At 65.0% G+C, this 21,663-nt stretch carries 15 protein-coding genes, 1 tRNA gene and 1 pseudogene; 4 read left to right on the top strand and 13 right to left on the bottom strand.

The annotated features are described in order from the left end of the window. Positions 1–113: 113 nt before the first annotated feature. Positions 114–263: a LysR family transcriptional regulator gene (locus tag AC1DES_RS17350; RefSeq protein WP_476896943.1), complete on the bottom strand. Its 150-nt coding sequence runs from the start codon at positions 261–263 to the stop codon at positions 114–116. 138 nt (positions 264–401) lie between these two features. Between AC1DES_RS17350 and AC1DES_RS17345 the strand changes: the two genes are divergently transcribed. After that, positions 402–695, top strand: coding sequence for a CoA transferase (locus AC1DES_RS17345; RefSeq protein ID WP_476896942.1), 294 nt, complete (start codon positions 402–404; stop codon positions 693–695). Here AC1DES_RS17345 and AC1DES_RS17340 read toward each other — a convergent pair. Together AC1DES_RS17340 and AC1DES_RS17335 are read right to left on the bottom strand one after the other, a co-directional pair. Then, a complete protein-coding gene (locus AC1DES_RS17340; protein ID WP_476896950.1) occupies positions 692–868 on the bottom strand; it encodes a hypothetical protein in 177 nt (58 codons plus the stop codon). The two genes, AC1DES_RS17345 and AC1DES_RS17340, sit on opposite strands and share 4 nt — an antisense overlap. 14 nt (positions 869–882) lie before the next feature. Next, a pseudogene (locus tag AC1DES_RS17335) lies at positions 883–1,491 on the bottom strand (8-oxoguanine DNA glycosylase OGG fold protein); the annotation flags it as partial. 150 nt (positions 1,492–1,641) lie between these two features. Between AC1DES_RS17335 and AC1DES_RS17330 the strand changes: the two are divergent. Both AC1DES_RS17330 and AC1DES_RS17325 read left to right on the top strand, forming a co-directional pair. After that, positions 1,642–2,646: a hypothetical protein gene (locus AC1DES_RS17330; protein WP_476896941.1), complete on the top strand. Its 1,005-nt coding sequence runs from the start codon at positions 1,642–1,644 to the stop codon at positions 2,644–2,646. A gap of 195 nt (positions 2,647–2,841) precedes the next feature. Beyond that, on the top strand, positions 2,842–6,837 hold the full coding sequence (locus tag AC1DES_RS17325) for a hypothetical protein (RefSeq protein ID WP_476896940.1): 3,996 nt from the start codon (positions 2,842–2,844) through the stop codon (positions 6,835–6,837). Positions 6,838–7,266: 429 nt separating this feature from the next. Here AC1DES_RS17325 and AC1DES_RS17320 read toward each other — a convergent pair. After that, positions 7,267–7,348 (bottom strand) — tRNA-Leu (locus AC1DES_RS17320). Positions 7,349–7,554: 206 nt separating this feature from the next. On the opposite strand from AC1DES_RS17320, the gene AC1DES_RS17315 reads away from it, so the two are divergent. Beyond that, the gene (locus AC1DES_RS17315; protein WP_476896939.1) at positions 7,555–8,160 is read left to right on the top strand and encodes an ANTAR domain-containing response regulator; all 606 of its coding nucleotides are present in this window, start codon (positions 7,555–7,557) and stop codon (positions 8,158–8,160) included. Positions 8,161–8,283: 123 nt separating this feature from the next. Here the strand turns inward: AC1DES_RS17315 and pyk are convergent, their stop codons facing one another. The 9 genes from pyk to AC1DES_RS17270 all read right to left on the bottom strand — a co-directional run bounded on the left by pyk (position 8,284) and on the right by AC1DES_RS17270 (position 21,610). After that, positions 8,284–9,792: a pyruvate kinase gene (gene pyk, locus AC1DES_RS17310; RefSeq protein WP_476896938.1), complete on the bottom strand. Its 1,509-nt coding sequence runs from the start codon at positions 9,790–9,792 to the stop codon at positions 8,284–8,286. Between the two features lie 86 nt (positions 9,793–9,878). Beyond that, positions 9,879–11,336 (bottom strand): glutamate synthase subunit beta, encoded by a 1,458-nt coding sequence (locus tag AC1DES_RS17305; RefSeq protein ID WP_476896937.1) that lies wholly within the window; start codon positions 11,334–11,336, stop codon positions 9,879–9,881. After that, positions 11,329–15,945, bottom strand: coding sequence for a glutamate synthase large subunit (gene gltB, locus AC1DES_RS17300; RefSeq protein ID WP_476896936.1), 4,617 nt, complete (start codon positions 15,943–15,945; stop codon positions 11,329–11,331). Before gltB ends, AC1DES_RS17305 begins: the two co-directional genes overlap by 8 nt. Positions 15,946–16,208: 263 nt before the next feature. Next, positions 16,209–17,453 carry a prolipoprotein diacylglyceryl transferase gene (gene lgt / locus AC1DES_RS17295; RefSeq protein WP_476896935.1) on the bottom strand — a complete coding sequence of 415 codons (1,245 nt, stop codon included), beginning with the start codon at positions 17,451–17,453 and terminating at the stop codon, positions 16,209–16,211. Positions 17,454–17,456: 3 nt separating this feature from the next. Beyond that, a complete protein-coding gene (gene trpA / locus AC1DES_RS17290; protein WP_476896934.1) occupies positions 17,457–18,293 on the bottom strand; it encodes a tryptophan synthase subunit alpha in 837 nt (278 codons plus the stop codon). Next, positions 18,290–19,618, bottom strand: coding sequence for a tryptophan synthase subunit beta (gene trpB / locus AC1DES_RS17285; RefSeq protein WP_476896933.1), 1,329 nt, complete (start codon positions 19,616–19,618; stop codon positions 18,290–18,292). Before trpB ends, trpA begins: the two co-directional genes overlap by 4 nt. 165 nt (positions 19,619–19,783) lie before the next feature. Next, complete coding sequence (gene trpC / locus AC1DES_RS17280) at positions 19,784–20,602, bottom strand: indole-3-glycerol phosphate synthase TrpC (RefSeq protein WP_476896932.1); 819 nt, start codon at positions 20,600–20,602, stop codon at positions 19,784–19,786. A gap of 2 nt (positions 20,603–20,604) precedes the next feature. Beyond that, positions 20,605–20,892: an HGxxPAAW family protein gene (locus AC1DES_RS17275; RefSeq protein WP_476896931.1), complete on the bottom strand. Its 288-nt coding sequence runs from the start codon at positions 20,890–20,892 to the stop codon at positions 20,605–20,607. A 91-nt stretch (positions 20,893–20,983) separates the two neighbouring features. Beyond that, positions 20,984–21,610, bottom strand: coding sequence for a Trp biosynthesis-associated membrane protein (locus AC1DES_RS17270; RefSeq protein WP_476896948.1), 627 nt, complete (start codon positions 21,608–21,610; stop codon positions 20,984–20,986). Between the last annotated feature and the right edge of the window lie 53 nt (positions 21,611–21,663).

The raw sequence follows: 21,663 nt of genomic DNA, 5'->3' as shown, positions 1-21,663 counted from the left end.
GCATACGCAAGCTTGACCGTTCCCACTTCCCCACGGTCGGCGGCGAGCGCACTGGCCTTGGCACGCTCCGCCGCAGCGAGGATCTCCTCCCGCGCAGGAACCATCAGTGAGGTTCATGCCGCGGTCAACTGGACATTGCGGGTGCTGCGGATGAAGGGGTCGGTGCCCAGGACACGTTCCAACTGCCGCACCGTGCGGCTTACCGGCGGCTGCGCGAGATGCTGCCGCTCGGCCGCCCGGCCGAAATGCAGTTCCTCGGCCACTGCGAGGAACACACGCAGTTGCTGAATTTCCGTTCCGTCAATATTACAGAAGCATCAATAATCAGGCAGCTAATAAGTATTGGACGCCCGGTAATCGCCGGTGGGATAGTGAAAACGAACCCCTATGAAAGAGGACCCATGACATTGCTGAGCAGCAGCGCCGCTCCGCTGGCTCCGGGGGCTGCCCACGACGACCAACCCGCACACGCACGCCAGGACGCCTTCGGCCGCGAAGCCAGCGGCCCCTTGGCCGTCGTCGTCATCGCCGAGTTAAGCCGGGTCCTCGCAGGCCCTTACTGCACCATGATTCTGGCGGACATGGGTGCCACGGTCATCAAGGTCGAGAGCCCCTCCGGCGACGAAACCCGGGCATGGAAGCCGCCGGTCTTCGACGGCCAGTCCCCCTACTACCTCTCCATCAACAGGAATTAGAGATCCATCGCATTGGACTTCGGCGACCCGGACGACATCGAGACGGCACGAAACATTGCTGCGGGCGCCGACGTCGTCGTCTGGTAGAGCTTCTCGCGGGCCCCGACCGGCTTGGTCGGCGCCTGGAGCACATAGGAGAAGCGGCAGAATTCGCCAAAAGTGTTCTCGAACATTTTTCCTCCAGGATTACGAGGTAACGCTCGTAGGAGGGTGTCTTGGTCCTGTCCAGGGAAGCCTCTGCGGCGCTCTTAAGCCATCCAACTATCTGCTTGTCAAAGATGGGAGCAGCGTCGGAACTGTCGGCCCCGTCCACCGCCGAACAGAAGTAGAGCCACTTCGTGAAGTACGACGGGCCAAGATTACGGAGCGCGCCCTCGTTGTTCATCAAGTAGAACGCATCCCGCGCGCCGTCGTTCCGCACGGACTTGGCCGCTGCCTCAAGCTTGACTGCAACCACCGGATCGATCGGCAGTGAGGTGACGTCCGCCGAGGTGTCTGTGGTTTGAGTAAGGATCCAGCGTGTACGGAGAGCACCAAGACCGCCCGGCCCCCAACCCCACACCATCACGGCGACGAATGCCGGGAGGACACGACCGGCGTCGAGTTCCTCAGTAGCAGTTGCCAGTGTCGTTTCCCGGCTCACACGCTCGGGAAGACGCTCAAGGAGCGAAAGTACCTCCGGAAGATCGTGGCACTGCTTGCGCCACGGCTCCCGAGTCCACGGAAAAGAGTTCTGCGGCCGAAGCTCACTCTCGAGGGCCTCGGCGAGCGATGAAGGAATGCTCGGAGTAGTCATGGACCAATACTTACCTATGGGTCTGACCTTTCTCATGCACGGTCCGCATCGTGCACAGATCGAGCCTCGCCGGCCACCTTCGGGAGCGGTGGGGCGCTTTTCGTTTAGCCGGCTCCGGGACCTGTCGGAGAATCTCATTAGGCTGGCTACATGACCTCTCAACTGCGAGTACTCGACACCGCCTCGGACTGGCTTTATTCGGCCCTAGCGGACCCCGACGGCGATGTCGTCCTCACGAGCCCCTACCTCTCCTATGACGTATGCAGGAGCATCGCCAACGCGGCGCTCGGTTCCTCCCGCACATGGACTCTTTACACGACGCTGGATCCGTTCGCCGTCGCGAGCTCGTTCCTCTCTGTCCAGGGACTGGTGCTCATGCTCAACGCGGGAGTCGAAGTCCTCCACGTTGACCGGCTTCACGCCAAATGCTTCATCCTGGGAAGCCGGGGAATGCTCGGATCGGCCAACCTCACTGGGGCCGGACTGGGTAGCTCGGTGAAAGTGAATCGTGAGCTTGGTGTCGAGCTGGATTCTAGTCAGATCGAGGAGGCCCGGAAGACAATGTCCAGCTGGCCCTGCCGTCCCGTGTCGAATGGCGATCTCGACGACCTGGCCGTGCAAGCCAAGAAGCTACCGACGCCCCCTCCGATACTGAGGGGTCAGGACGATGACTCAGCGCTTCTTGACGTCGAAAGGCTCCTGGCCGATGCTCGGGAACCGGAACGATCTCTCTGGGTAAAGGTTGAGGGCGGCGCTCCGGCCTTGGACCAGTGGAGGCAAGAGTGGAGATTTGCGAACCCCGGTTCAAAACGGGGAGACAAATGGATCGGAGAACCCTCTATAAAGACCGGCGATCTTGTCTTCATCTGCGCGACAGGGACCAAGGACTGCTATGTCGTAGTCGAAGTAACAACAGATCCGGAGCTTCTGCCGGGGGACTACGTCGAATGGGCTGCTTACCGCGAGGGCGAGGACTCGGAGCGATGGCCCTGGGTCAACCGCACTATGCCACGCCTTGTTCCTTCGAGTCTTATCGATTTCAAGTACGAAGACCTCCGTGGAGGAAAGAAGCTACCGCGTGGAAGCCGTTTCCGGCTGAGCCCTGAGGAGTTCGCCGCAGGTGTCCGAGCACTCGCTCAACGGGCGACGGATTGAGCCAACTCGCCATAAGGCGGTCGGCCCACGGCATGGGCACCCTTCGTGTGTCAGGATGAGGCACATCCGCGTTGAGCACGGCGTGCCTTTCGTCGAAGTGCGACAGCAGCTCCTCGAAATCGGTCGCCTACCGACGCTTTCTGTTGGCCAGTGTAGATCCGCTGGACTGCGCCTTGAGCATTGCAGAATAGGTTCATGAGTCACGATGCACAACTGCCCGAAAAGTCTGGGATTCCTGGAGGACGTCGTGCTGATCTGGTACCTACGGATGGCTTGCTTCCGGATCGGTTTGAGGATTTCACTGAGGATCTTCTTGTGGCCACAATGTCCGTAGCTGAGCCTGCTCGACGTGTGAAGCGTGTCCAGAGGTGGGGTCGTCGCGGCGATCCACAGCACGGTATCGATTTCGAGGGCACGTGGGCCGACGGTGCGACAGTTGCGTGGCAGTGCAAACGCCTTGACGATCTGACAGCCGCCAATGTTCGCAAGTTCGTGAAGGACTGCACGTACGTCGCTGATGAGTACTACATCGTCTACTCCGGTGAGGCGTCATCAGCAGCACGGCAAGAAGCGAAGAAGCACAAAGGCTGGGACATCATCGACCAACGCGGCCTGACCCAGATGCTGAAAAGCCTCCCACTACAGAGGCAACGTCAGATCCTCGACGCGTTCTGGGGTCAGACGTTCCGCCGCCTTTTCGTCCAGATTCCTGGTGTGGATTCCTTCCTCGGTATCGAGGAAGTCTCAGAGCGGAGGCACACGGGTGAAGACCTCCTGAACGACCTTGGACCCGGCGTTGGCCGCGTATCAGAAACGACGAAGCTCTCCACGGCGCTGGATCGGTCCGCCGACTGGCCCCGCGCCGTCATCGTCAACGGGATCGGCGGTGTCGGCAAGACTCGACTCATGATCGACTGCCTCTATACCTTCCAGGCAGCCAATCCCGCGGTCCAGGTGCTCTGGCTCTCCCCCGGGCATGGCCTCGATAAAGACGCGATCGGTCTGCTGCCTCTAACACCGGCGGTCATCGTTGTAGATGATGCTCACCGTAGCCCAGCGGATCTCGCGATTCTTCTCAACTACGCCGCGGAGAACTCTGGAACGCAGCTCGTGCTCGGTGTCAGGGGTCTGGAAGCACAGGCCATTCGAAACGAGGTGATCAGGATCGGCTTCCGCCAGGAACAGCTCCGTGAAATCACCGTAGGAAGACTCAGCTTGCCTGAAAGTCGCGAGCTTGTGGCTTCTCTTGCCGATGGGCTCGCCCTCAATCGTTACCTCTTGGAAGCACTTGCTCGACAAGCACGCGATACACCCTTCATGGCTGTCCTGACGCTGAACATGATCAGACGAGGCCAACTGACAGGACATCTGGCCCTCAACAACGATCTGCGGGAGCAAGTCTTGGTCCGCTATGGGGACATTTTGACCGAAGGCATTGATGCTGTCGGACCCGAACCCCTCAAAAAAGTGCTCGCGACATTGTCAGCGCTTGGCACGATCAACCCCGACGACCAAGTGGTGCGATCGAGGATACTGAGCCTGGCAGGCATCCCGCTGTCCAATTATCTTCGCCTCCGCGAACAACTTCGCAACCGCGGGATCGTCATCGAAGAAAACGGCAGGGCGCGCGTCATGCCCGAGCTGTTCGCCGATCAGGTTCTGGAGCAGGGTTCATCGATCTCCGAAACCGACACGGGATTCGTTAAGGAGCTCTGGGACGCCCTCGGCGACCTGGCCAGCGAGGACCTCTTCACCTCGATCGGAAGTCTCCAGTGGCGGCTTACCCATCGCGACGGCCCACAGGTAATGCAACCCGTGTGGGCAAGCATCGAGGCAACCATTGGTCGTGGCAGCTACGGAGACCTCTATACACTGGCGGGCCACCTCGGATCACTCCCGCTCACCCAACCGGCGAAAACGCTAGAGCTGCTCGGCAGGATCCGACACCGACTGGATGAACTCGACCGTGTTGAACCAGGTCAACGACCGGCGAATCTGCCTGGCGACGCTGCGATCGCATCATTGTTCGGAACGGGCGAAATTGATCGGACCGCCGTGGAACGGAGGCTGGCAGTCCCCTACGGTGCCTGTGCAGCCACCAGTGCCGCAGGACTCGAAACAGCGCTAGACGCTCTCTGGGAACTCGGCCGCCGAGACTCGCGCCCCGTCGACTCGGCACTGGATCACCCCCTGAGAATCATCATCGATCAGCTCTGCCAGGTGAACCGGCTTCCCGATCCGTCCTACGCCGAACGCATCATCGCGAGAGCCGGGCTGTGGCTCGCGACGCTGGAACCCCGTGACGCCGTCACGCCACTAGCGGTACTCGGGCCGTTCCTTGCCAAAGAAGGAACGACAACCGAGATGCAGGATCCTCGTGCCCTTTCGCTGGGCCAGTTCCAAGTCAACCCATCATGGGCCCGCCCGCACCGGGACGCTGTCCGGGCCCTGTGCGTGAAATATGCCAACGACGAGAACCTTTCACTCACGGCGGAAATCATCCGGCTCCTCGAAGGTGCTGTCCGGCCACCTCAAGCTTATTTCGGACAAAACGTTCCCGTTGAACAGCGAAATGCCTGGGCGGAAGACGATCTCCAGACCATCGCCGCCCTGCGAACGATCGCCGAAACCACGGCGAAGTCCACCATGCGGAGAACAGTGTGCCGCGCCATCGAAACCCCAGCGGGCTACTCCACCTCGCCGGAAGTGATGCACGCAGCCCTCTCACTCCTCCACCAGCTCGACCAGCGCGAAGACGACGACCTCAGCGATCACCTGCTGGGCGGCGGTCGATTGATCAACATTGACCCTCAGCGAGAGAAAGTGGCGCCGACGCTTGCCTGGTGTGTTGAGAAAGCTGCTGCTGACGACTCGAAACAATCGGCAGAGGGTGACGCCGAATTCAGGGACCGAGCGGAAGCACACGAGCACCGCTCCCACCAGAGGCTGAGCCGACTTGCCGAGTCGCTCTGGGGGCCCGATACCAATACGAAAGCAAGCGTAGACCGTCTTGACGTGGAACTACGGGAAGCCCTCCAAACCTCAAAGAGCACACCCAATTACCAGCTCATCACCCTCCTACAGCTGACCGTCAAACAGCATGCTGAACGCGTGCCAGGCATCGTTGCGGACATCATCGGTCTCTCCGACGGCCCACTCGATGCTGGCCTGCCAATCCTCTTGGATTCCCTCCAGTCCTCGAACAATGCCCTTGTCGACCAGCTCGTGGCCGGGACCGCGACCCAACGTGAAGGTGTCCGATGGGCAATCGGACGGTCCGCCGGATACTTCGCCTGGGCTAATCTCGGGGTCCCTTACACCGAGGCGATCACCCACGGAATAGAGGACCCGTCAGAGCGTGTTCGTCAAGCATTCCTCACAGCATTGCCCCTCGTCCAGGATCCAATCACCGTTGTCAATACCCTGATCGCCGGGAAAGCCACCGACACCACCATCTATGACATCCTCCGCATTCCCTTAGGCGGCGCCGGCAAGGACTGGTACCGGAACCTCAACCATGAACAAGCGGCTGCGGTGCTCGACCTTCTTGCCATCATCCAGGCCGGCACCTGGGAGACCGAGAAACCGATCACCGACATCGCAAGAGTGCATCCCCGGCTGGTTCTCGACCGAATGACCGGGATTCGATCCCTCCGCCACCTTCTCCATTACTGTGGGCACGACAGCCTACGGACCGCCTATGCCGAGCAGCCCAAAGAGGTCGCGGCCTGGATTCTAGACGGAAGCGAAAGCGACGACCCCGGACAAGTCGCGGCGGTACTGACCCAATTGGCAGGAGACCGGCTGGCTCAAGACGTCACCGATGAGCTGTGCGCCGCCGTTGGCGGCCTTGGCGAGCAGCAACTCAAAAACCTTCTCGGAATCCTGGCCTCCTTGAACGCGTGGGCCGCCCATCACATCGATCTGGTTCGTCGGCTCACCGAGCACGCCCGCACGTTCGGAGAATATCACCGCAAGGACACCTTGAACCGGGTCTCACAGCACCTCACCCCCCACTTCTGGAGCGGAAACAACTCGGGGTCGCCCGAGCTCCGGTCGGCACTAGCCGCACTTGAACTCGCCTTGGAGTCGGAAACGAATGACGAGCTTCGCTGCGCCGAAGAAAAAGCACAGCAAATTCTACTAGAAAGAATCAACGAGCCCGTAGCCGACTACTGGGATGAGCTTTGAACACCTACAGTGAATTCGGGTTGACGTCCGACATACGAATGCAGTTGGGCGCCGGCATCGTACCGATGAAGCCGAGTTCCTGGCCCTGGCTGCCAGGCCTGCCGCACCCGGGGCTCAAGGAAGCGCTAGCCGCCGTCGACAAGACACACCGAGTCATGCACTTGCCTGGTAGCGGCGCCATGAAAAGTCAGTACACCAAGACATGCAACCCAGCAAAGGCAGCGCTGCGCCCCAACCCTGAATCCAGTCATGCAGTTACTGGAGCTCCCGCCCATGAAGGAGCAAGCAGCGCCGCCACCGCGGAATATCAAGAGAAGGAGCCACCCGGCCACAACCGTGGCCACCAACAAGAAGGGCCCCGAAGAGGGCCATAAACGAACAGTTTGTGCACATTCAGAGGTCTACAAGCCCCTGAACAGGGAAAACACGTGCCCGAGGTGGGACTCGAACCCACACACCTTTCGATACCGCATTTTGAGTGCGGCGCGTCTGCCAATTCCGCCACTCGGGCGCGGATAACACCGGAAGTAATATTCGCAGACCCACGGTGCTGTGAGCAACGCGATCGCTTCCAGTGCGCGGAATTACTCTACATGCAGATAGGCTGAATCCCAGAATCGCGCCAGTGACGCCGCATCGAACCAAGCAGGTCCAAGTACACCAGCGGCAAAAACCTATGATGGTGTAGTCCCGCCGTACCCTTTCCAAGGAGTTCCCGTGTCAGAACAGACGGAGTCAAACCCCACTTCCCAGCCGGCGCGCCGCGTGGTCGTCGCCGAGGATGAGACCCTCATCCGCCTGGACATCATCGAGATCCTGCGGGGCGAGGGCTACGACGTCGTCGGCGAGGCGGACAACGGCGAAAAGGCCGTGCAGCTCGCCGAGGAACTCAGGCCTGACCTGGTCCTGATGGACGTCAAGATGCCCATCATGGACGGCATCTCCGCCGCCGAAAAGATCGTCAAGGCCCGCATCGCACCGGTGGTCCTGCTCACCGCTTTCAGCCAGAAGGAACTCGTGGAGCGCGCCCGCGACGCCGGCGCCATGGCGTACGTGGTCAAGCCCTTCACCCCGGCGGACCTCATCCCCGCACTTGAAATCGCGCTCTCCCGTCACGAGGAAATCAAGGCTCTCGAGAGCGAGGTCACCGACCTCCAGGAGCAGTTCGCCACCCGCAAGCTCGTGGAGCGCGCCAAGAGCCTCCTGACCACCAAAATGGGCCTCACGGAACCGGAGGCCTTCCGCTGGATCCAGAAGACGTCCATGGACCGCCGCCTCAGCATGCGCGAGGTCGCCGAGACCATCATCAACCAGGTCAACTAGCGTCTCCCGGACCGGATAGCCGCCATTTTGGCCGCGGCCCGGCCGCAGCAAAAAAACTAAACTAGCCAAAAAAGGGAAGATCCCCGCCCACCGGCGGGGATCCTCCCTTTTGCGTTCAACGGCTCAGAACGAGGGCTGGACCCTGTTCTTCTTCTTCTTTTCCGGCCACGGGCCGAGCTTGTCCTTGGTCACGGCGGCCTCGCCGTGGCTGCCGGCGTCAGCCAGGTCGCCGACCTTGTGGACCTTGAGCAGGTTCGTGGAACCTGCCTTCCCGGGAGGCGAACCGGCGGCGATGACCACCATGTCCCCATCTTCCACGAGGTCCATTTCCAGCAGGCTGCGGTCCACTTGGGCGGTCATCTCGTCGGTGTGGCCCACCATCGGGACCAGGACCGGCTGGATGCCCCAGGTCAGGGCAAGCTGGTTCCAGACGTGCTCCACCGGGGTGAAGGCGAACACCGGCCGGATCGGGCGCAGTCGCGACAGGCGCCGGGCCGAGTCACCGGACTGGGTGAAGGTACAGATGTACTTCGCTTCCAGCTGGTCGGCGATCTCGACGGCGGCACGGGTAATGGCGCCGCCGCGGGTCTTGGGCTTGGTGCCCAGTGGCGGTACGCGCTCCAGGCCGTGGACCTCGGTGGATTCGATGATCCGGGCCATGACCTTGACGGTCTCGATCGGGTACTTGCCCACGCTGGTCTCGCCGGAAAGCATGACTGCGTCGGCGCCGTCGAGCACCGCGTTGGCGCAGTCTGAAGCCTCGGCGCGCGTCGGACGCGGGTTGTCGATCATGGACTCGAGCACCTGGGTGGCCACAATGACCGGCTTGGCCCAGCGGCGGGCCAGTTCGATGGCGCGTTTCTGCACGATCGGCACTTCCTCGAGGGGAAGTTCCACGCCGAGGTCGCCACGGGCCACCATGATGGCGTCGAAGGCGTCGATGATCTCGGGCAGCTGCTCCACGGCCTGCGGCTTTTCGATCTTCGCGATCACCGGGACGCGGCGGCCTTCCTCGTCCATGATTTCGTGTACGCGTTTGATGTCGGAGGCGTCTCGGACGAAGGACAGGGCAACCATGTCCACGCCGCGGCGCATGGCCCAGCGCAGATCGTCCTCGTCCTTTTCGCTCAGCGCGGGCACGTTGACGGCGACGCCGGGCAGGTTGATGCCCTTGTTGTTGGACACCATGCCGCCGACGATCACCTGGGTGACCACCTTGACGTCGTCGACCTCGATGGCGCGCAGGGCAACCTTACCGTCGTCGATCAGCAGGGCGTCGCCCGGGTTGACGTCCTCGGTGAGGCTCTTGAGGGTCGTGGAGCAGATGTCCTTGGTGCCCGGAACGTCCTCGGTGGTGATGGTGAAGGTGTCACCGACGGAGAGGAGGTGCGGGCCGTCGACGAAGCGGCCGAGGCGGATCTTCGGGCCCTGCAGGTCGGCCATGATGGCCACGGCCTTGCCGAGCTGTCCGGCAGCCTTGCGGACGTTCTCGTAGGTGTTGTCGTGCACGGCATAATCGCCGTGGCTCATGTTCATGCGTGCCACGTCGACTCCGGCTTCCAGCACGGCAAGCGTGTTGTCAAAGCTTGCGATTGCCGGTCCGAAAGTGGCCACGATCTTAGCGCGTCTCATATACCTACCCTAGTGGTCTGTTGCTTGGATTGAGTTGAAGCGAGTGTGAATCCCTGATGGCCTGAAGAAACCAGTGACCGGAAGGACTACAGGACGGCCATCGCCCGGTCGGTCGGGGCCACGGGGGCCGGAAGGATGGTGCTGCCCATCAGGAACTTATCCACCGCGGCGGCGCAGGCGCGCCCCTCCGCGATGGCCCAGACAATGAGCGACTGGCCCCGGCCGGCATCTCCGGCGACGAAGATGCCCTCCGTGTTGGTCATGTAGTAGCCGTCGCGGGCCACGTTGCCGCGGCCGTCGAATTCGGCGCTGACCTGCTCGGCAATGCCGGCGGGCTCGGGGCCGGTGAACCCCAGCGAGAGCAGGACGAGGTCGGCGGGGATGATCCGCTCGGTTCCGGCCTTCGGGAGGCGCTTGCCGTCCACGAATTCGGTTTCGGCAACCTTCACGCCGGTAACCTTGCCGTTGTCGCCGACAAACTCCACGGTGGAGGCGAGATAGGTGCGTTCGCCGCCTTCCTCGTGCGCGCTGGCGACCTCGAACAACGTGGGGAACGTGGGCCACGGCTGGTGGCCGGCCCGCTCGACCGGCGGCTGCTTGCCGATGGCCAGCGTGGTCACGGAGGCGGCCTGGTGCCGGTGCGCGGTGCCAAGGCAGTCCGCTCCGGTGTCACCGCCGCCAAGGATCACCACGTGCTTGCCCGCGGCGTGGATCTGGTTCTCCACGCTCTCCCCCGCCACGACCCTGTTGGCCGGCACGAGGTAGTCCATCGCGTAGTGGACGCCCTCGAATTCCCGGCCCGGGATCGGGAGGTCACGCGGGACGGTGGCGCCGGTGGCGACCACGACGGCGTCGTACCGGCGGCGGAGCTGCTCCCAGGTCACATCGGTGCCGACGGCGACGCCGGTCCGGAAGCGGGTGCCTTCGGCCTTCATCTGCTCGAGCCGGCGGTCCACGTGCTCTTTTTCCATCTTGAAGTCGGGGATCCCGTACCGCAGGAGCCCGCCGATCTTGTCGTCGCGCTCATAGACGGCGACCGTGTGGCCCACCCGGGTCAGCTGCTGTGCGACGGCGAGCCCGGCGGGGCCGGATCCGACGACGGCGACTGTCTTGCCGGTGAGGCGCGCGGGCGGCAGCGGGTTGACCCAGCCGTTCTCGAAGGCCTGGTCCACGATGGAAACCTCGACCTGCTTGATAGTCACGGCAGGCTGGTTGATGCCCAGCACGCAGGACGACTCGCACGGCGCAGGGCACAGGCGGCCCGTGAACTCGGGGAAGTTGTTGGTGGCATGCAGCCGCTCCATTGCTTCCTCGCCTTTGTCCCGCCAGATGAGGTCGTTCCATTCCGGAATGAGGTTGCCCAGCGGGCAGCCCTGGTGGCAGAACGGGACACCGCAATCCATGCAGCGGCCGGCCTGGCTCTTCAGGACACCCTTTTCCTGGGCCTCGTAGACTTCCTTCCAGTCCATGATCCGGACCGGAACGGGGCGGCGTGGCTGGGTTTCACGCTGGCGTACTTTCAGAAATCCGCGTGGGTCAGCCACCGGTCACCTCCAGGATTCGAGACCAAACTTCTTCGCCGTCAGGGTCCAGGCCCTCTTCGATGGCGTCAAGACGGGTTTGCAGGACGGCCGCATAGTCGCGCGGCAGGACCTTGGTAATGCGGGCTGCGGTGTCATCGAAGTTCTCGAGCAGGCGGGCCGCGAGGAGCGACTCCGTCTCCTCGCGGTGCTTGACGAGCAGCCCGTGGACGATTTCGCGGTCCTCGGCGTCGAGCTCGCGCAGCTGCAGCTCGCCGGATTCGAGGGCCTGCTTGTTGACGCGGGTGGTCTGCAGGTCCAGGACGTAGGCCGTGCCGCCGGACATGCCGGCACCGAAGTTGCGGCCGGTGCGTCCGATGATGAGCGCCTGGCCACCGGTCATATACTCGCAGCCGTGGTCGCCGATTCCTTCGGCCACGGCGGTGGCACCGGAGTTGCGGACCATGAAGCGTTCGCCCACCTGACCGCGGAGGAACAGCTCGCCGCTTGTGGCGCCGTAGCCGATCACGTTTCCGGCGATCACGTTGCGCTCCGCCGCGAAGACGTTGGTGCGGTCCGGCCGTACGATGATCCGCCCGCCGGAGAGCCCCTTGCCGACGTAGTCGTTGGAGTCGCCGAACATGCGCAGCGTTATGCCGGCCGGCAGGAACGCACCGAGCGACTGCCCGGCCGTACCGGTCAGCGTGATGTCGATCGTGTCCGTCGCAAGTACATCGGTGCTGAACGTCTTGGTGACGACGTGTCCCAGCATGGTGCCGACCGAGCGGTCCGTGTTGATGACGTCGACGGCGATCTTCACCGGCGTCCGGTCGCTCAGGGCCTCGGCGGCCATGGCGATCAGCCGCTGGTCGAAGTGCTTGTCGAGCTCGTGGTTCTGGCTCGTGAGGTTGCGCAGCGGGGCGTCGTCGTCGAACTCGAGTCCGTGCAGGATCGGGTCCAGGTCCAGCCCGTCGGCCTTCCAGTGGTTGATCGCCCCACGGGTGTCGACCATCTCGGCGTGGCCGATCGCTTCCTCGATGCTCCGGAAACCGAGCTCCGCCAGGATCTCGCGGACCTCCTCGGCAAGGAACTCAAAGAAGTTGACCACGAATTCCGGCTTGCCGCTGAAGCGGGACCGCAGCTCGGGGTTCTGCGTCGCGACGCCTACCGGACAGGTGTCGAGGTGGCAGACGCGCATCATGATGCAACCCGAGACCACGAGCGGGGCCGTGGCGAAACCGAACTCCTCGCCGCCGAGCAGCGCGGCAATCACGACGTCGCGTCCGGTCTTGAGCTGGCCGTCGACCTGCACCACCACACGGTCGCGCAGGCCGTTGAGCATGAGGGTCTGCTGCGTCTCGGCGAGACCCAACTCCCACGGGACACCGGCGTGCTTGAGCGAGTTCAGCGGCGAGGCGCCGGTGCCGCCGTCGTGCCCGGAGACCAGGACGACGTCGGCCTTGGCTTTCGTGACGCCGGCGGCGACTGTGCCGATCCCCACTTCGGAGACGAGCTTGACGTGCACCCGGGCCGAGGGGTTAGCCCGCTTGGCGTCGTAGATCAGCTGCGCGAGGTCCTCGATCGAGTAGATGTCGTGGTGCGGGGGCGGGGAGATAAGCCCGACGCCGGGGGTTGAGTGCCGTGTACGAGCGACCCACGGGTAGACCTTCTGCGCCATGAGCTGGCCGCCTTCGCCGGGCTTGGCACCCTGCGCCATCTTGATCTGGATGTCGTCGGCGTTGGACAGGTACAGGCTCGTGACGCCGAAGCGGCCCGAGGCGATCTGCTTGACCGCGGAACGGCGGGCGGGATCGAGCAGGCGGTCCACGTCCTCGCCGCCCTCGCCGGTGTTGGACTTGCCGCCCAGCCGGTTCATGGCGATCGCGAGGGTCTCGTGCGCTTCCTGCGAGATCGAGCCGTAGCTCATGGCACCGGTGGAGAAGCGCTTGACGATGCTGGAGACGGACTCCACGTCCTCCAGCGGCACCGCGGGACGGAGCCCGGACTTGAACTTCAGGAGCCCGCGGAGGGTCATGAGGTTCTCGGACTGGTCGTCGACGCCGCGGGTGTAGGACTTGAAGATGTCGTAGCGGCGCTCACGCGTGGCGTGCTGCAGCCGGAACACGGTCTCCGGGTTGAACAGGTGGGGTTCCCCGTCGCGGCGCCACTGGTACTCGCCGCCGCCCATCAGGGGCTGGTGCGGCAGTTCGATGCCGCCCTCCGGATAGGCCATGCGGTGCCGTGCCGAGACTTCCGCGGCGATGACGTCGAGCCCGACGCCGCCGAGCTGGGAGTGGGTTCCGGAAAAGAACTCGTCCACGAGGTCCTGGCCAAGGCCGAGGGCTTCGAAGGTCTGCGCACCCGTGTAGGAGGCAACTGTGGAGATGCCCATCTTGGACATGATCTTCAGGACGCCCTTGCCGAGGCCCTTGATGAGGTTGTAGACGCCGTCCTGCGGGGTGACACCGACAACGTCGCCGCTGCTGATGAGCTGCTCGACGGACTCCATAGCCAGGTACGGGTTCACGGCGGAGGCGCCGTAGCCGATAAGCACGGCCACGTGGTGTGTCTCGCGGACGTCGCCGGCCTCGACGACGAGCGCCGTCTTGGTGCGGTTGGCGCTGCGCAGCAGGTGGTGGTGCACGGCACTGACGAGCAGCAGCGACGGGATCGGCGCCCACTGGGCGTTCGAGTCACGGTCCGAGAGCACGATGTACTGGATACCCCGGTTGATGGCACCGGAGACCTGCTCGCAGATTTCGGTGAGCCGGGCCCGGAGGGCGTGCTCGCCGCCTTCGGGACGGTACAGCCCGCGGACCTTCATGGCGACCCTGTCGCCCTCGGCGGACTCGATGTTGGCGATCTTGGCGAGCTGGTCATTGTTGATCACGGGGAACGGCAGCGAAACCTGGGGCTGGCGGACCTGTTTGGTGTCCAGCAGGTTGCCGTTGGGGCCGATCGCACAGGTCAGGGAGGTGACGAGCTCCTCGCGGATGGCGTCCAGCGGCGGGTTGGTGACCTGGGCGAAGGACTGCACGAAGTAGTCGAAGAGCAGCCGGGGGCGTTTGGACAGAACGGCCACCGGGGTGTCGGACCCCATGGCGCCGAGCGGCTCGGCGCCGGTGCGGGCCATCGGACCGAGCAGGATCTTCAGTTCCTCGGTGGTGTAGCCGAAGGTCCGCTGGCGGATGTTCACCGACGCGGCGGTGTGCATGACGTGCTCGCGCTCCGGCAGGTCCTTGAGGTCGATCAGGTTGTCCTTGACCCACTCTGCCCACGGGTTGGCGGCGGCGACCTCGGCCTTGACCTCGGCGTCATCGATGATCCGGCCGGCCTCGGTGTCCACGAGGAACATCTTGCCGGGCGAAACGCGGCCCTTCTTGACCACCTTGGAAGGTTCGACGTCGATCACGCCGACCTCGGAGGCGAAGATGATGAGCCCGTCCTCGGTGATCCAGAACCGGCCGGGGCGCAGGCCGTTGCGGTCCAGGGTGGCGCCGACGAGGTTGCCGTCCGTGAAGGAGACGGCGGCGGGGCCGTCCCACGGCTCCATCAGCATGGAGTGGTACTCGTAGAACGCACGGCGGGCCGGATCCATGGTGGCGTGGTTCTCCCACGCCTCCGGGATCATCATCATGATCGAGTGTGTGATCGGCCGGCCGGAAAGCCAGAGCAGCTCCGCCACCTCGTCGAAGGACGCGGAGTCAGAGGCGCCCGGGGTGCAGATGGGGTAGAGCTCTTCCGGGGAATCCCCCAGCAGCGGGTTGGCCAGCTGCGACTGCCTCGCCCGCATCCAGTTGCGGTTGCCCTTGACGGTGTTGATTTCGCCGTTGTGGGCGATGGTGCGGAAAGGCTGGGCCAGCGGCCAGGACGGGAAGGTGTTGGTGGAGAAACGCGAGTGGACGATCGCGAGCTTGGTCTTGAAGCGCTTGTCCGAGAGGTCCGGGTAGAACGGCTCCAGCTGGGCCGTAGTGAGCATGCCTTTATAGACGATGGTCCGTGAGGAGAGGGAAGGGAAGTACACGCCGAACTTGTTCTGGGCGCGCTTGCGGATCCGCCAGGCCCGCGAATCGAGCTCGTTGCGCTCGAGGGTTTCCCCGGTGCTCGAGGCGAAGAACGGCTGGGAGAAGTGCGGCATGCAAGCCCGCGCCATGGCACCGACGAGGTCCGCCACGATAGGGACCTCGCGCCAGCCGAGGACCGTGAGGCCTTCGTCGGCGGCGAGCCCCTCGATGCCGGCCCTCGCGGCGTCGGATTCGCGCTGCTCGGCCGGGAGGAATGCGGTGCCTACCACGTACTGGCCGGGGGCCGGCAGTTCGAAGTCGGTGACTGCGCGGAAGAACTCGTCGGGCACCTGCATGAGGAGGCCGGCACCGTCGCCGGTTCCTTCGTCGGCGCCTACGGCGCCGCGGTGCTCGAGGTTGCGGAGTGCTGTCAGGGCCGCATCGACGATGTCGTAGCCCGGTTCGCCGCGGAGGGTGGCGATGATGGCCAGACCGCAGGCGTCCTTCTCATTCTCCGGGTTGTAGAGCCCCGCTGCTGCCGGCATCGCCGCGAAGCGCTGGAACGGTGACATGGCAGACGCGGGCTGGTCCGGCTCGGACCAGCTGGGGCTGTGAAGAGTTTGGGTCATGGGAGACGTCCTTCCTCCTGATCGTGCGTATGGGAGGGACAACATTGGCCCCACTCAGGGCGCCGGCGTGACGGGCGCAACAGAGTGTTTTACTTACTGGAATTGTAGGCCAGCCCGGCCTGCTGAACTAACAGTTACGCGGGCCGCCGGCCCGGCTTGCGCGGAAGGCAGCTGTCTGCTTCCGTAACAAGCCCTCCTGCCACGACGCTGTGGAAACGGGCGCTGCGAGCGGTGGCTCCGCAGCCCCGGATGCCGGCGCTGACCTACTTGGTGCCGTCAGCCTCCGGCGCGGATCCGGTGGCCTGGTGGCCGGATACTCCGGCCTCCGGTACTCCGGTGGCGGGGTTGTCTCCGCCGGTGGATTCCTGTGACGCTTCCGCTGGCGCGGAAGCGTGGCCTGGTCCGCTTTGGTTAGTTCGGAGATTATCACGGGATTCACTATCTGAGACAGCGGAGTCCGCATGGCGGACAGGGACCGCGACCCTCTCGGCAGCGGCGTCGACGCCGTCGGCGCCGTCGTGCTTGGTGGCATCCTCGGCGTCGTCCTCGACGGTGTCCTCGGCGGGGGCATCCGTCGTGGCTGCGGCGCCCTCCGCGTCCGCTGCCGGTTCGCGTCCGGGCAGGTACACGGTGTCCAGTTCGGCGCGCTTGCGCAGTCCAAGGACAACGAAGATGATGACGGCGCCGAGGAGGACGAAGATGCTGGTCCAGACGTTGAGCCGCGTGGTGATGCCGAAGAGACTGATCTGTTCGGCGTCGTCGATGCGCATGGCCTCGATCCACACCCTGCCCAGCGTGTAGTAGATGGCGTAGAGCCAGAAGAGGCGGCTGCGCCGGAAGTTGAACTTGCGGTCCAGGGCCAGCAGGATCACGACGCCGGCCAGGTTCCACAGGGACTCGTAGAGGAACGTCGGGTGGAATAGCGTGTCCGCCGGCATGCCTGCGGGGAAGTTCGGGCTGTTGGGATCGATCTGCAGCCCCCACGGCAGCGTGGTGGGGCCGCCGAACAGTTCCTGGTTGAAGTAGTTGCCCCACCGGCCGATCGCCTGGGCCAGCAACAGCCCGGGCGCCGCGGCGTCCATGAAGGCGCTCAGCTTGACCCCGGCGCGGCGGCAGCCGATCCAGGCCCCGACGGCGCCCAGGAGGACGGCGCCCCAGATGCCCAGGCCGCCGCGCTGGATTTGCGGGATCAGGGACAGGTCACCTGTGCCGTTGAAGCCGGGGCCGAAGTAGGCGTCCGGCGAGGACACCACGTGGTAGAGCCGGCCGCCGATGATGCCGAAGGGGATCGCCCAGATCGCGATGTCCCAGACGCTGCCCTCCGGGGCCCCGCGCTTCGCCCATCGGACGGAGGTGAGCCAGAGGCCGGCGATGATGCCGGCCAGGATGCACAGGGCGTAAGCATGGATGCGCACGGACCCCCACGGCAGCGGGATGTCGAATCCGGACCAGCTGGGGCTCGGAATGCTCGCGGGAATCATCGCCGCCGCGTGGAGGAGTGACTGCATTGCTTACGCTTCTTCCCTGGTAAGGCCGGTGCTGAGGTCTTTGGTCAAGGACGCTACCGCATCCACGCCGCCGTCGCGGATGGCCGCGACGAGGGCGGTGCCCACGATCACGCCGTCCGCATAGGCGGCGATCTCCCGGACGTGGCCGGCGTTGGAAACGCCAAGGCCGACGCAGACACGCTCGGCGCCGGCTGCGTGCGCGGCGGCGACGACATCCTTGGCCGCGGTGCTGACGGACGTGCGCGCACCGGTTACGCCCATGATGGAGACGGCGTAGACGAAGCCGCGGCTGGCCAGGACGGTGCGCTTCATGCGCTCCGCTGAGGACGACGGTGCCACAAGGAACACCCGGTCCAGGCCGTACTTGTCCGAGGCCGCCATCCATTCGGCGGCTTCATCCGGAATCAGGTCCGGGGTGATGAGCCCGGCTCCCCCGGCCTCGGCCAGGCTGCGCGAGAACTCGTCTACGCCCATCCGGACAACGGGGTTCCAGTAGGTCATGACAAGGACGGCGGCATCGGTCTTGCTCGTGATGCCGCGCACGACGTCGAACACCTGGCGGACGTGGAAGCCGTTGGTCAGGGCCTCGGTGGTCGCTGCCTGGATGACCGGGCCGTCCATGACGGGATCGGAATACGGGATCCCGATCTCGATGAGGTCGGCGCCGTTTTCGGCCAGTGCGATGCCGGCGGCGATCGTGTCTTCAACGCTCGGGTAGCCGGCGGGAAGGTAGCCGATCAGGGCAGCGCGGCCCTGCGCTTTGGCGCGGTCGATGGCCGCCGCCGATTTGCTGGCCTGGCTGGATGCGGTCTGGCTGGTGCCGGATTCAACGGTGCTCACAATTGTTCCCCCTCTTTGGCGATTTCGGCTTCGGGCGAGTCCTTGTCCAGCAGGTTGAACCATTCCGCGGCCGTGGCCACGTCCTTGTCGCCGCGCCCGGACAGGTTCACGAGCACGATCTTCTCGGCTGCGTTGCCTGCCCCGTTACCTTCGGCGGCAAGACGCTGGCCCACCTTGATGGCGCCGGCAAGGGCGTGGGCGGATTCGATGGCCGGGATGATGCCCTCGGTGCGGCAAAGCAGCCGGAAAGCTTCCATGGCTTCACTGTCAGTGATGGGCTCGTAGCTGACGCGTCCGATGTCGGCGAGGTAGGAGTGCTCCGGGCCGACCCCGGGGTAGTCCAGGCCTGCCGAGATGGAGTGCGACTCGATGGTCTGGCCGTCGTCGTCCTGCATCAGGTAGGAGCGGGCGCCGTGCAGCACGCCGGGCTTGCCGAGCGTGATGGTGGCGGCGTGGCGTCCGGTTTCGACGCCGTCGCCGCCGGCCTCGAAACCGTAGATCTTCACGGCGGGGTCATCCAGGAAGCCGTGGAAGATGCCGATAGCGTTCGAGCCGCCGCCGATGCAGGCGCAGACGGCGTCGGGCAGCCTGCCGGTCTGTTCCAGGATCTGGGCGCGGGCCTCCTCGCCGATGACCTCGTGGAAGTACCGGACCATAGCGGGGAACGGGTGGGCGCCGGCGGCGGTGCCGAGCAGGTAGTGGGTGTTGTCCACGTTGGCGACCCAGTCGCGGAGGGCCTCGTTGATGGCGTCCTTGAGCGTCTGGGAACCGTTGGTCACGGGGATGACGGTCGCGCCGAGGAGTTCCATGCGGGCCACGTTGAGGGCCTGACGGCGGCAGTCCTCGGCGCCCATGTATACGACGCATTCCAGGCCCAGCAGGGCGGCGGCAGTGGCGCTGGCGACGCCGTGCTGGCCTGCGCCGGTCTCGGCGATGATGCGGGTCTTGCCCATCCGCTTGGCGAGGAGCGCCTGGCCGAGGACGTTGTTGATTTTGTGCGAGCCCGTGTGGTTGAGATCTTCGCGTTTGAGGAAGATCCGGACTCCCCCGGCGTGTTCTGAGAAGCGCTTCGCCTCGGTCAGCAGGGAGGGCCTGCCGGAGTAGTTCTTGTTCAGATCGGCGATCTGCGCGACGAACCCGGGATCGGCTTTGGCTTTCTCGAACGTGTCCTCAAGCTCGTCCAGGGCCGCGATGAGCGACTCGGGCATCCACCGGCCGCCGTAGGAGCCGAAGTACGGTCCCGGGGCATGCCGCAAGGACTGTCCGCCCTGCAGAAACGCGTCCACGGCATTTTCGTCTGAGCCGGCTGCTGGCGCATCGACCATCAGTCTCACCATCCTGTTCCACTGCTAGCTATGAGGATCTGCCGGGCAGATCCGCTAATAATCCTGTGCCCCGCTGATAATCCTGTGCCCTGCGGTCCGGTGCCGAGGTCCGGTGCCCGCCGCCGGAGCGGCAGAGCCACGGCCGGCCCGTGCCGGACGGGTATGTCAGGCGCGTGCGGCGATTGCCGTCGCTCCGGCGGCCATGAATTCGGCGATCCGCTCGCGGGGCGTCGAATCGCTGACGAGCGCCTCCCCGACCAGGACCGCGTTGGCGCCGTTGGCCGCGTAGTGCCGGACGTCCTCGATATCCCGCACGCCGGACTCGGCGACAACGAGCGCCCCGGCCGGCATACCTCCGGCGAGCTCGGCGAAGACCGAGCGGTCGACGTCGAGCGTCTTGAGGTTGCGCACGTTGACGCCGATGATCCGCGCACCGGCGGCGATGGCGCGCCGGATTTCTTCAGCTGTATGCGTCTCCACGAGCACATTCATGCCGAGCTCGCGGCTGAGGGCCGTGAACTCGCGCAGCTGTGCGTCGGAGAGGGCGGCCACGATCAGCAGGATGAGGTCGGCCCCGTGGGCGCGGGCCTCCCAGATCTGGTACTCATCGAGCATGAAGTCCTTGCGCAGCAGCGGGATGTCCACAGCGGCCCGGACGGCGTCGAGGTCGGCCAGCGAACCGTTGAAGCGGCGCTGTTCGGTCAGGACGCTGATCACGGCGGCGCCGCCGTCGGCGTACTGCACGGCAAGGGACGCGGGGTCCACAATGCTGGCGAGGTCGCCCTTGGAGGGGCTGCGGCGCTTGATCTCGGCAATGACCTTCAGCTGGTCCCGCCGGGCGGAGGCGCCGCCGAGGGCGGCCCAGGCGTCGCGGGCGGGAGCGGCCGCCGCGGCTCGCTCCTTCAGCTCTGCGAGCGTGACGAGCCGCTGGCGGGCCTCCATATCCTCCCTGACACCGGCGTTGATGTCGTCGAGAACGCTCACCCTTAGTGGCCGGAGTTCTTCAGCTTGCTGCCGCCGACGCCGTAGCCGGCCTTGCGCATGACCCAGCCGGCGAGCAGGCCGATCACCATGACAACGGCGCCGGCGATGAAGATGGGAGTGCTGGCGATGACGAAGGCGATCGCGGCGATGAGCGCGCCGACCAGCATGATGATCACGCACGTCCACGCGGCCGGGCTGTTGCCGTGACCCGGGGCTTCGCTGTGGTCGACGTCGTCGTAGACGCCTGCCGGCGCGGCGGGCGTGGTTGCGGAAACAGTGGCTTTGCTCATTGAAATCTCCTCAGGATGAATACTGCTTACATTCTGCCATTTTTTGGCGGCGTTATTTGGCCGCGCTATTGGTCGCGTCCGCGGCGTTGGCTCAGGTGGGATCGTCCCCGCGCGAGAGCCGGTCCCAGCTCTCAATGTCGTCCGGCGGCCCGGCGTGCGCGGAGGCACTGCCCGCGGGGGTGCCGGCGGGTGCGGCGTCATACTTGGTGCGGCTCCGCCAGTAGCGTCCCGCCGGCACGATCAGCAGTGCGCCGAGCCCCAGCAGGGAACCGGCGACGACGGCGAGGACGGGGAACGCCGTGACGTCCACCTGAACGCTGCTGCCGCTGATCCCGGTGGCGGCGGCGATGGAGCCCTGCGACGCGGCCAGCGGATCGGCCAGCACCACCGCAGCCGCGCCGACGATGCCGGCGGCCGCCAGGAGGATGATCACAGTGATGACCCAGCGGGCGATGCGGCCGGCAATCGAGGCGGCGAGTCCCCCGGCGAGGGCCACGAGGGCCAGCGCCGTCACGGTGGTGGCTGCCTTGCTGCCCTGGACCTGCAGGCCGTCCTGGCCGCTGACGGCCTGGCCCAGCTGGCCGGGATCCAGGTGGACCGTGAGCCAGGTCTGCGTGGTGGTGCCGAACACGGCCAGCGCGAGGGCGGCGATCGCAAGAACGAGAGTGCCTTTTCGGGCCCAGCGCGGGACGGCGGGGGGCTTGCTGCTCTTGACCATGGACTCCGGCACGATCCCCGGGCCGGAGTCCGCGGAGTTGTCCTCGGCCGCCA

The sequence above is a fragment of the Arthrobacter sp. 05T442 genome, assembly GCF_056395945.1.
The sequence above is the reverse complement of the archived record's forward strand: the minus strand, read 5'-3'. Positions and strand labels throughout refer to the sequence as shown.

What these genes read in the sequence shown, in the direction of transcription:
- AC1DES_RS17275 (WP_476896931.1), bottom strand. Translation starts at nt 20,892, where the DNA reads ATGAGCAAAGCCACTGTTTCCGCAACCACGCCCGCCGCGCCGGCAGGC.
- trpB (WP_476896933.1), bottom strand. Translation starts at nt 19,618, where the DNA reads ATGGTCGATGCGCCAGCAGCCGGCTCAGACGAAAATGCCGTGGACGCG.
- lgt (WP_476896935.1), bottom strand. Translation starts at nt 17,453, where the DNA reads ATGCAGTCACTCCTCCACGCGGCGGCGATGATTCCCGCGAGCATTCCG.
- gltB (WP_476896936.1), bottom strand. Translation starts at nt 15,945, where the DNA reads ATGACCCAAACTCTTCACAGCCCCAGCTGGTCCGAGCCGGACCAGCCC.
- AC1DES_RS17340 (WP_476896950.1), bottom strand. Translation starts at nt 868, where the DNA reads ATGTTCGAGAACACTTTTGGCGAATTCTGCCGCTTCTCCTATGTGCTC.
- AC1DES_RS17325 (WP_476896940.1), top strand. Translation starts at nt 2,842, where the DNA reads ATGAGTCACGATGCACAACTGCCCGAAAAGTCTGGGATTCCTGGAGGA.
- AC1DES_RS17270 (WP_476896948.1), bottom strand. Translation starts at nt 21,610, where the DNA reads ATGGTCAAGAGCAGCAAGCCCCCCGCCGTCCCGCGCTGGGCCCGAAAA.
- AC1DES_RS17330 (WP_476896941.1), top strand. Translation starts at nt 1,642, where the DNA reads ATGACCTCTCAACTGCGAGTACTCGACACCGCCTCGGACTGGCTTTAT.
- pyk (WP_476896938.1), bottom strand. Translation starts at nt 9,792, where the DNA reads ATGAGACGCGCTAAGATCGTGGCCACTTTCGGACCGGCAATCGCAAGC.
- AC1DES_RS17345 (WP_476896942.1), top strand. Translation starts at nt 402, where the DNA reads ATGACATTGCTGAGCAGCAGCGCCGCTCCGCTGGCTCCGGGGGCTGCC.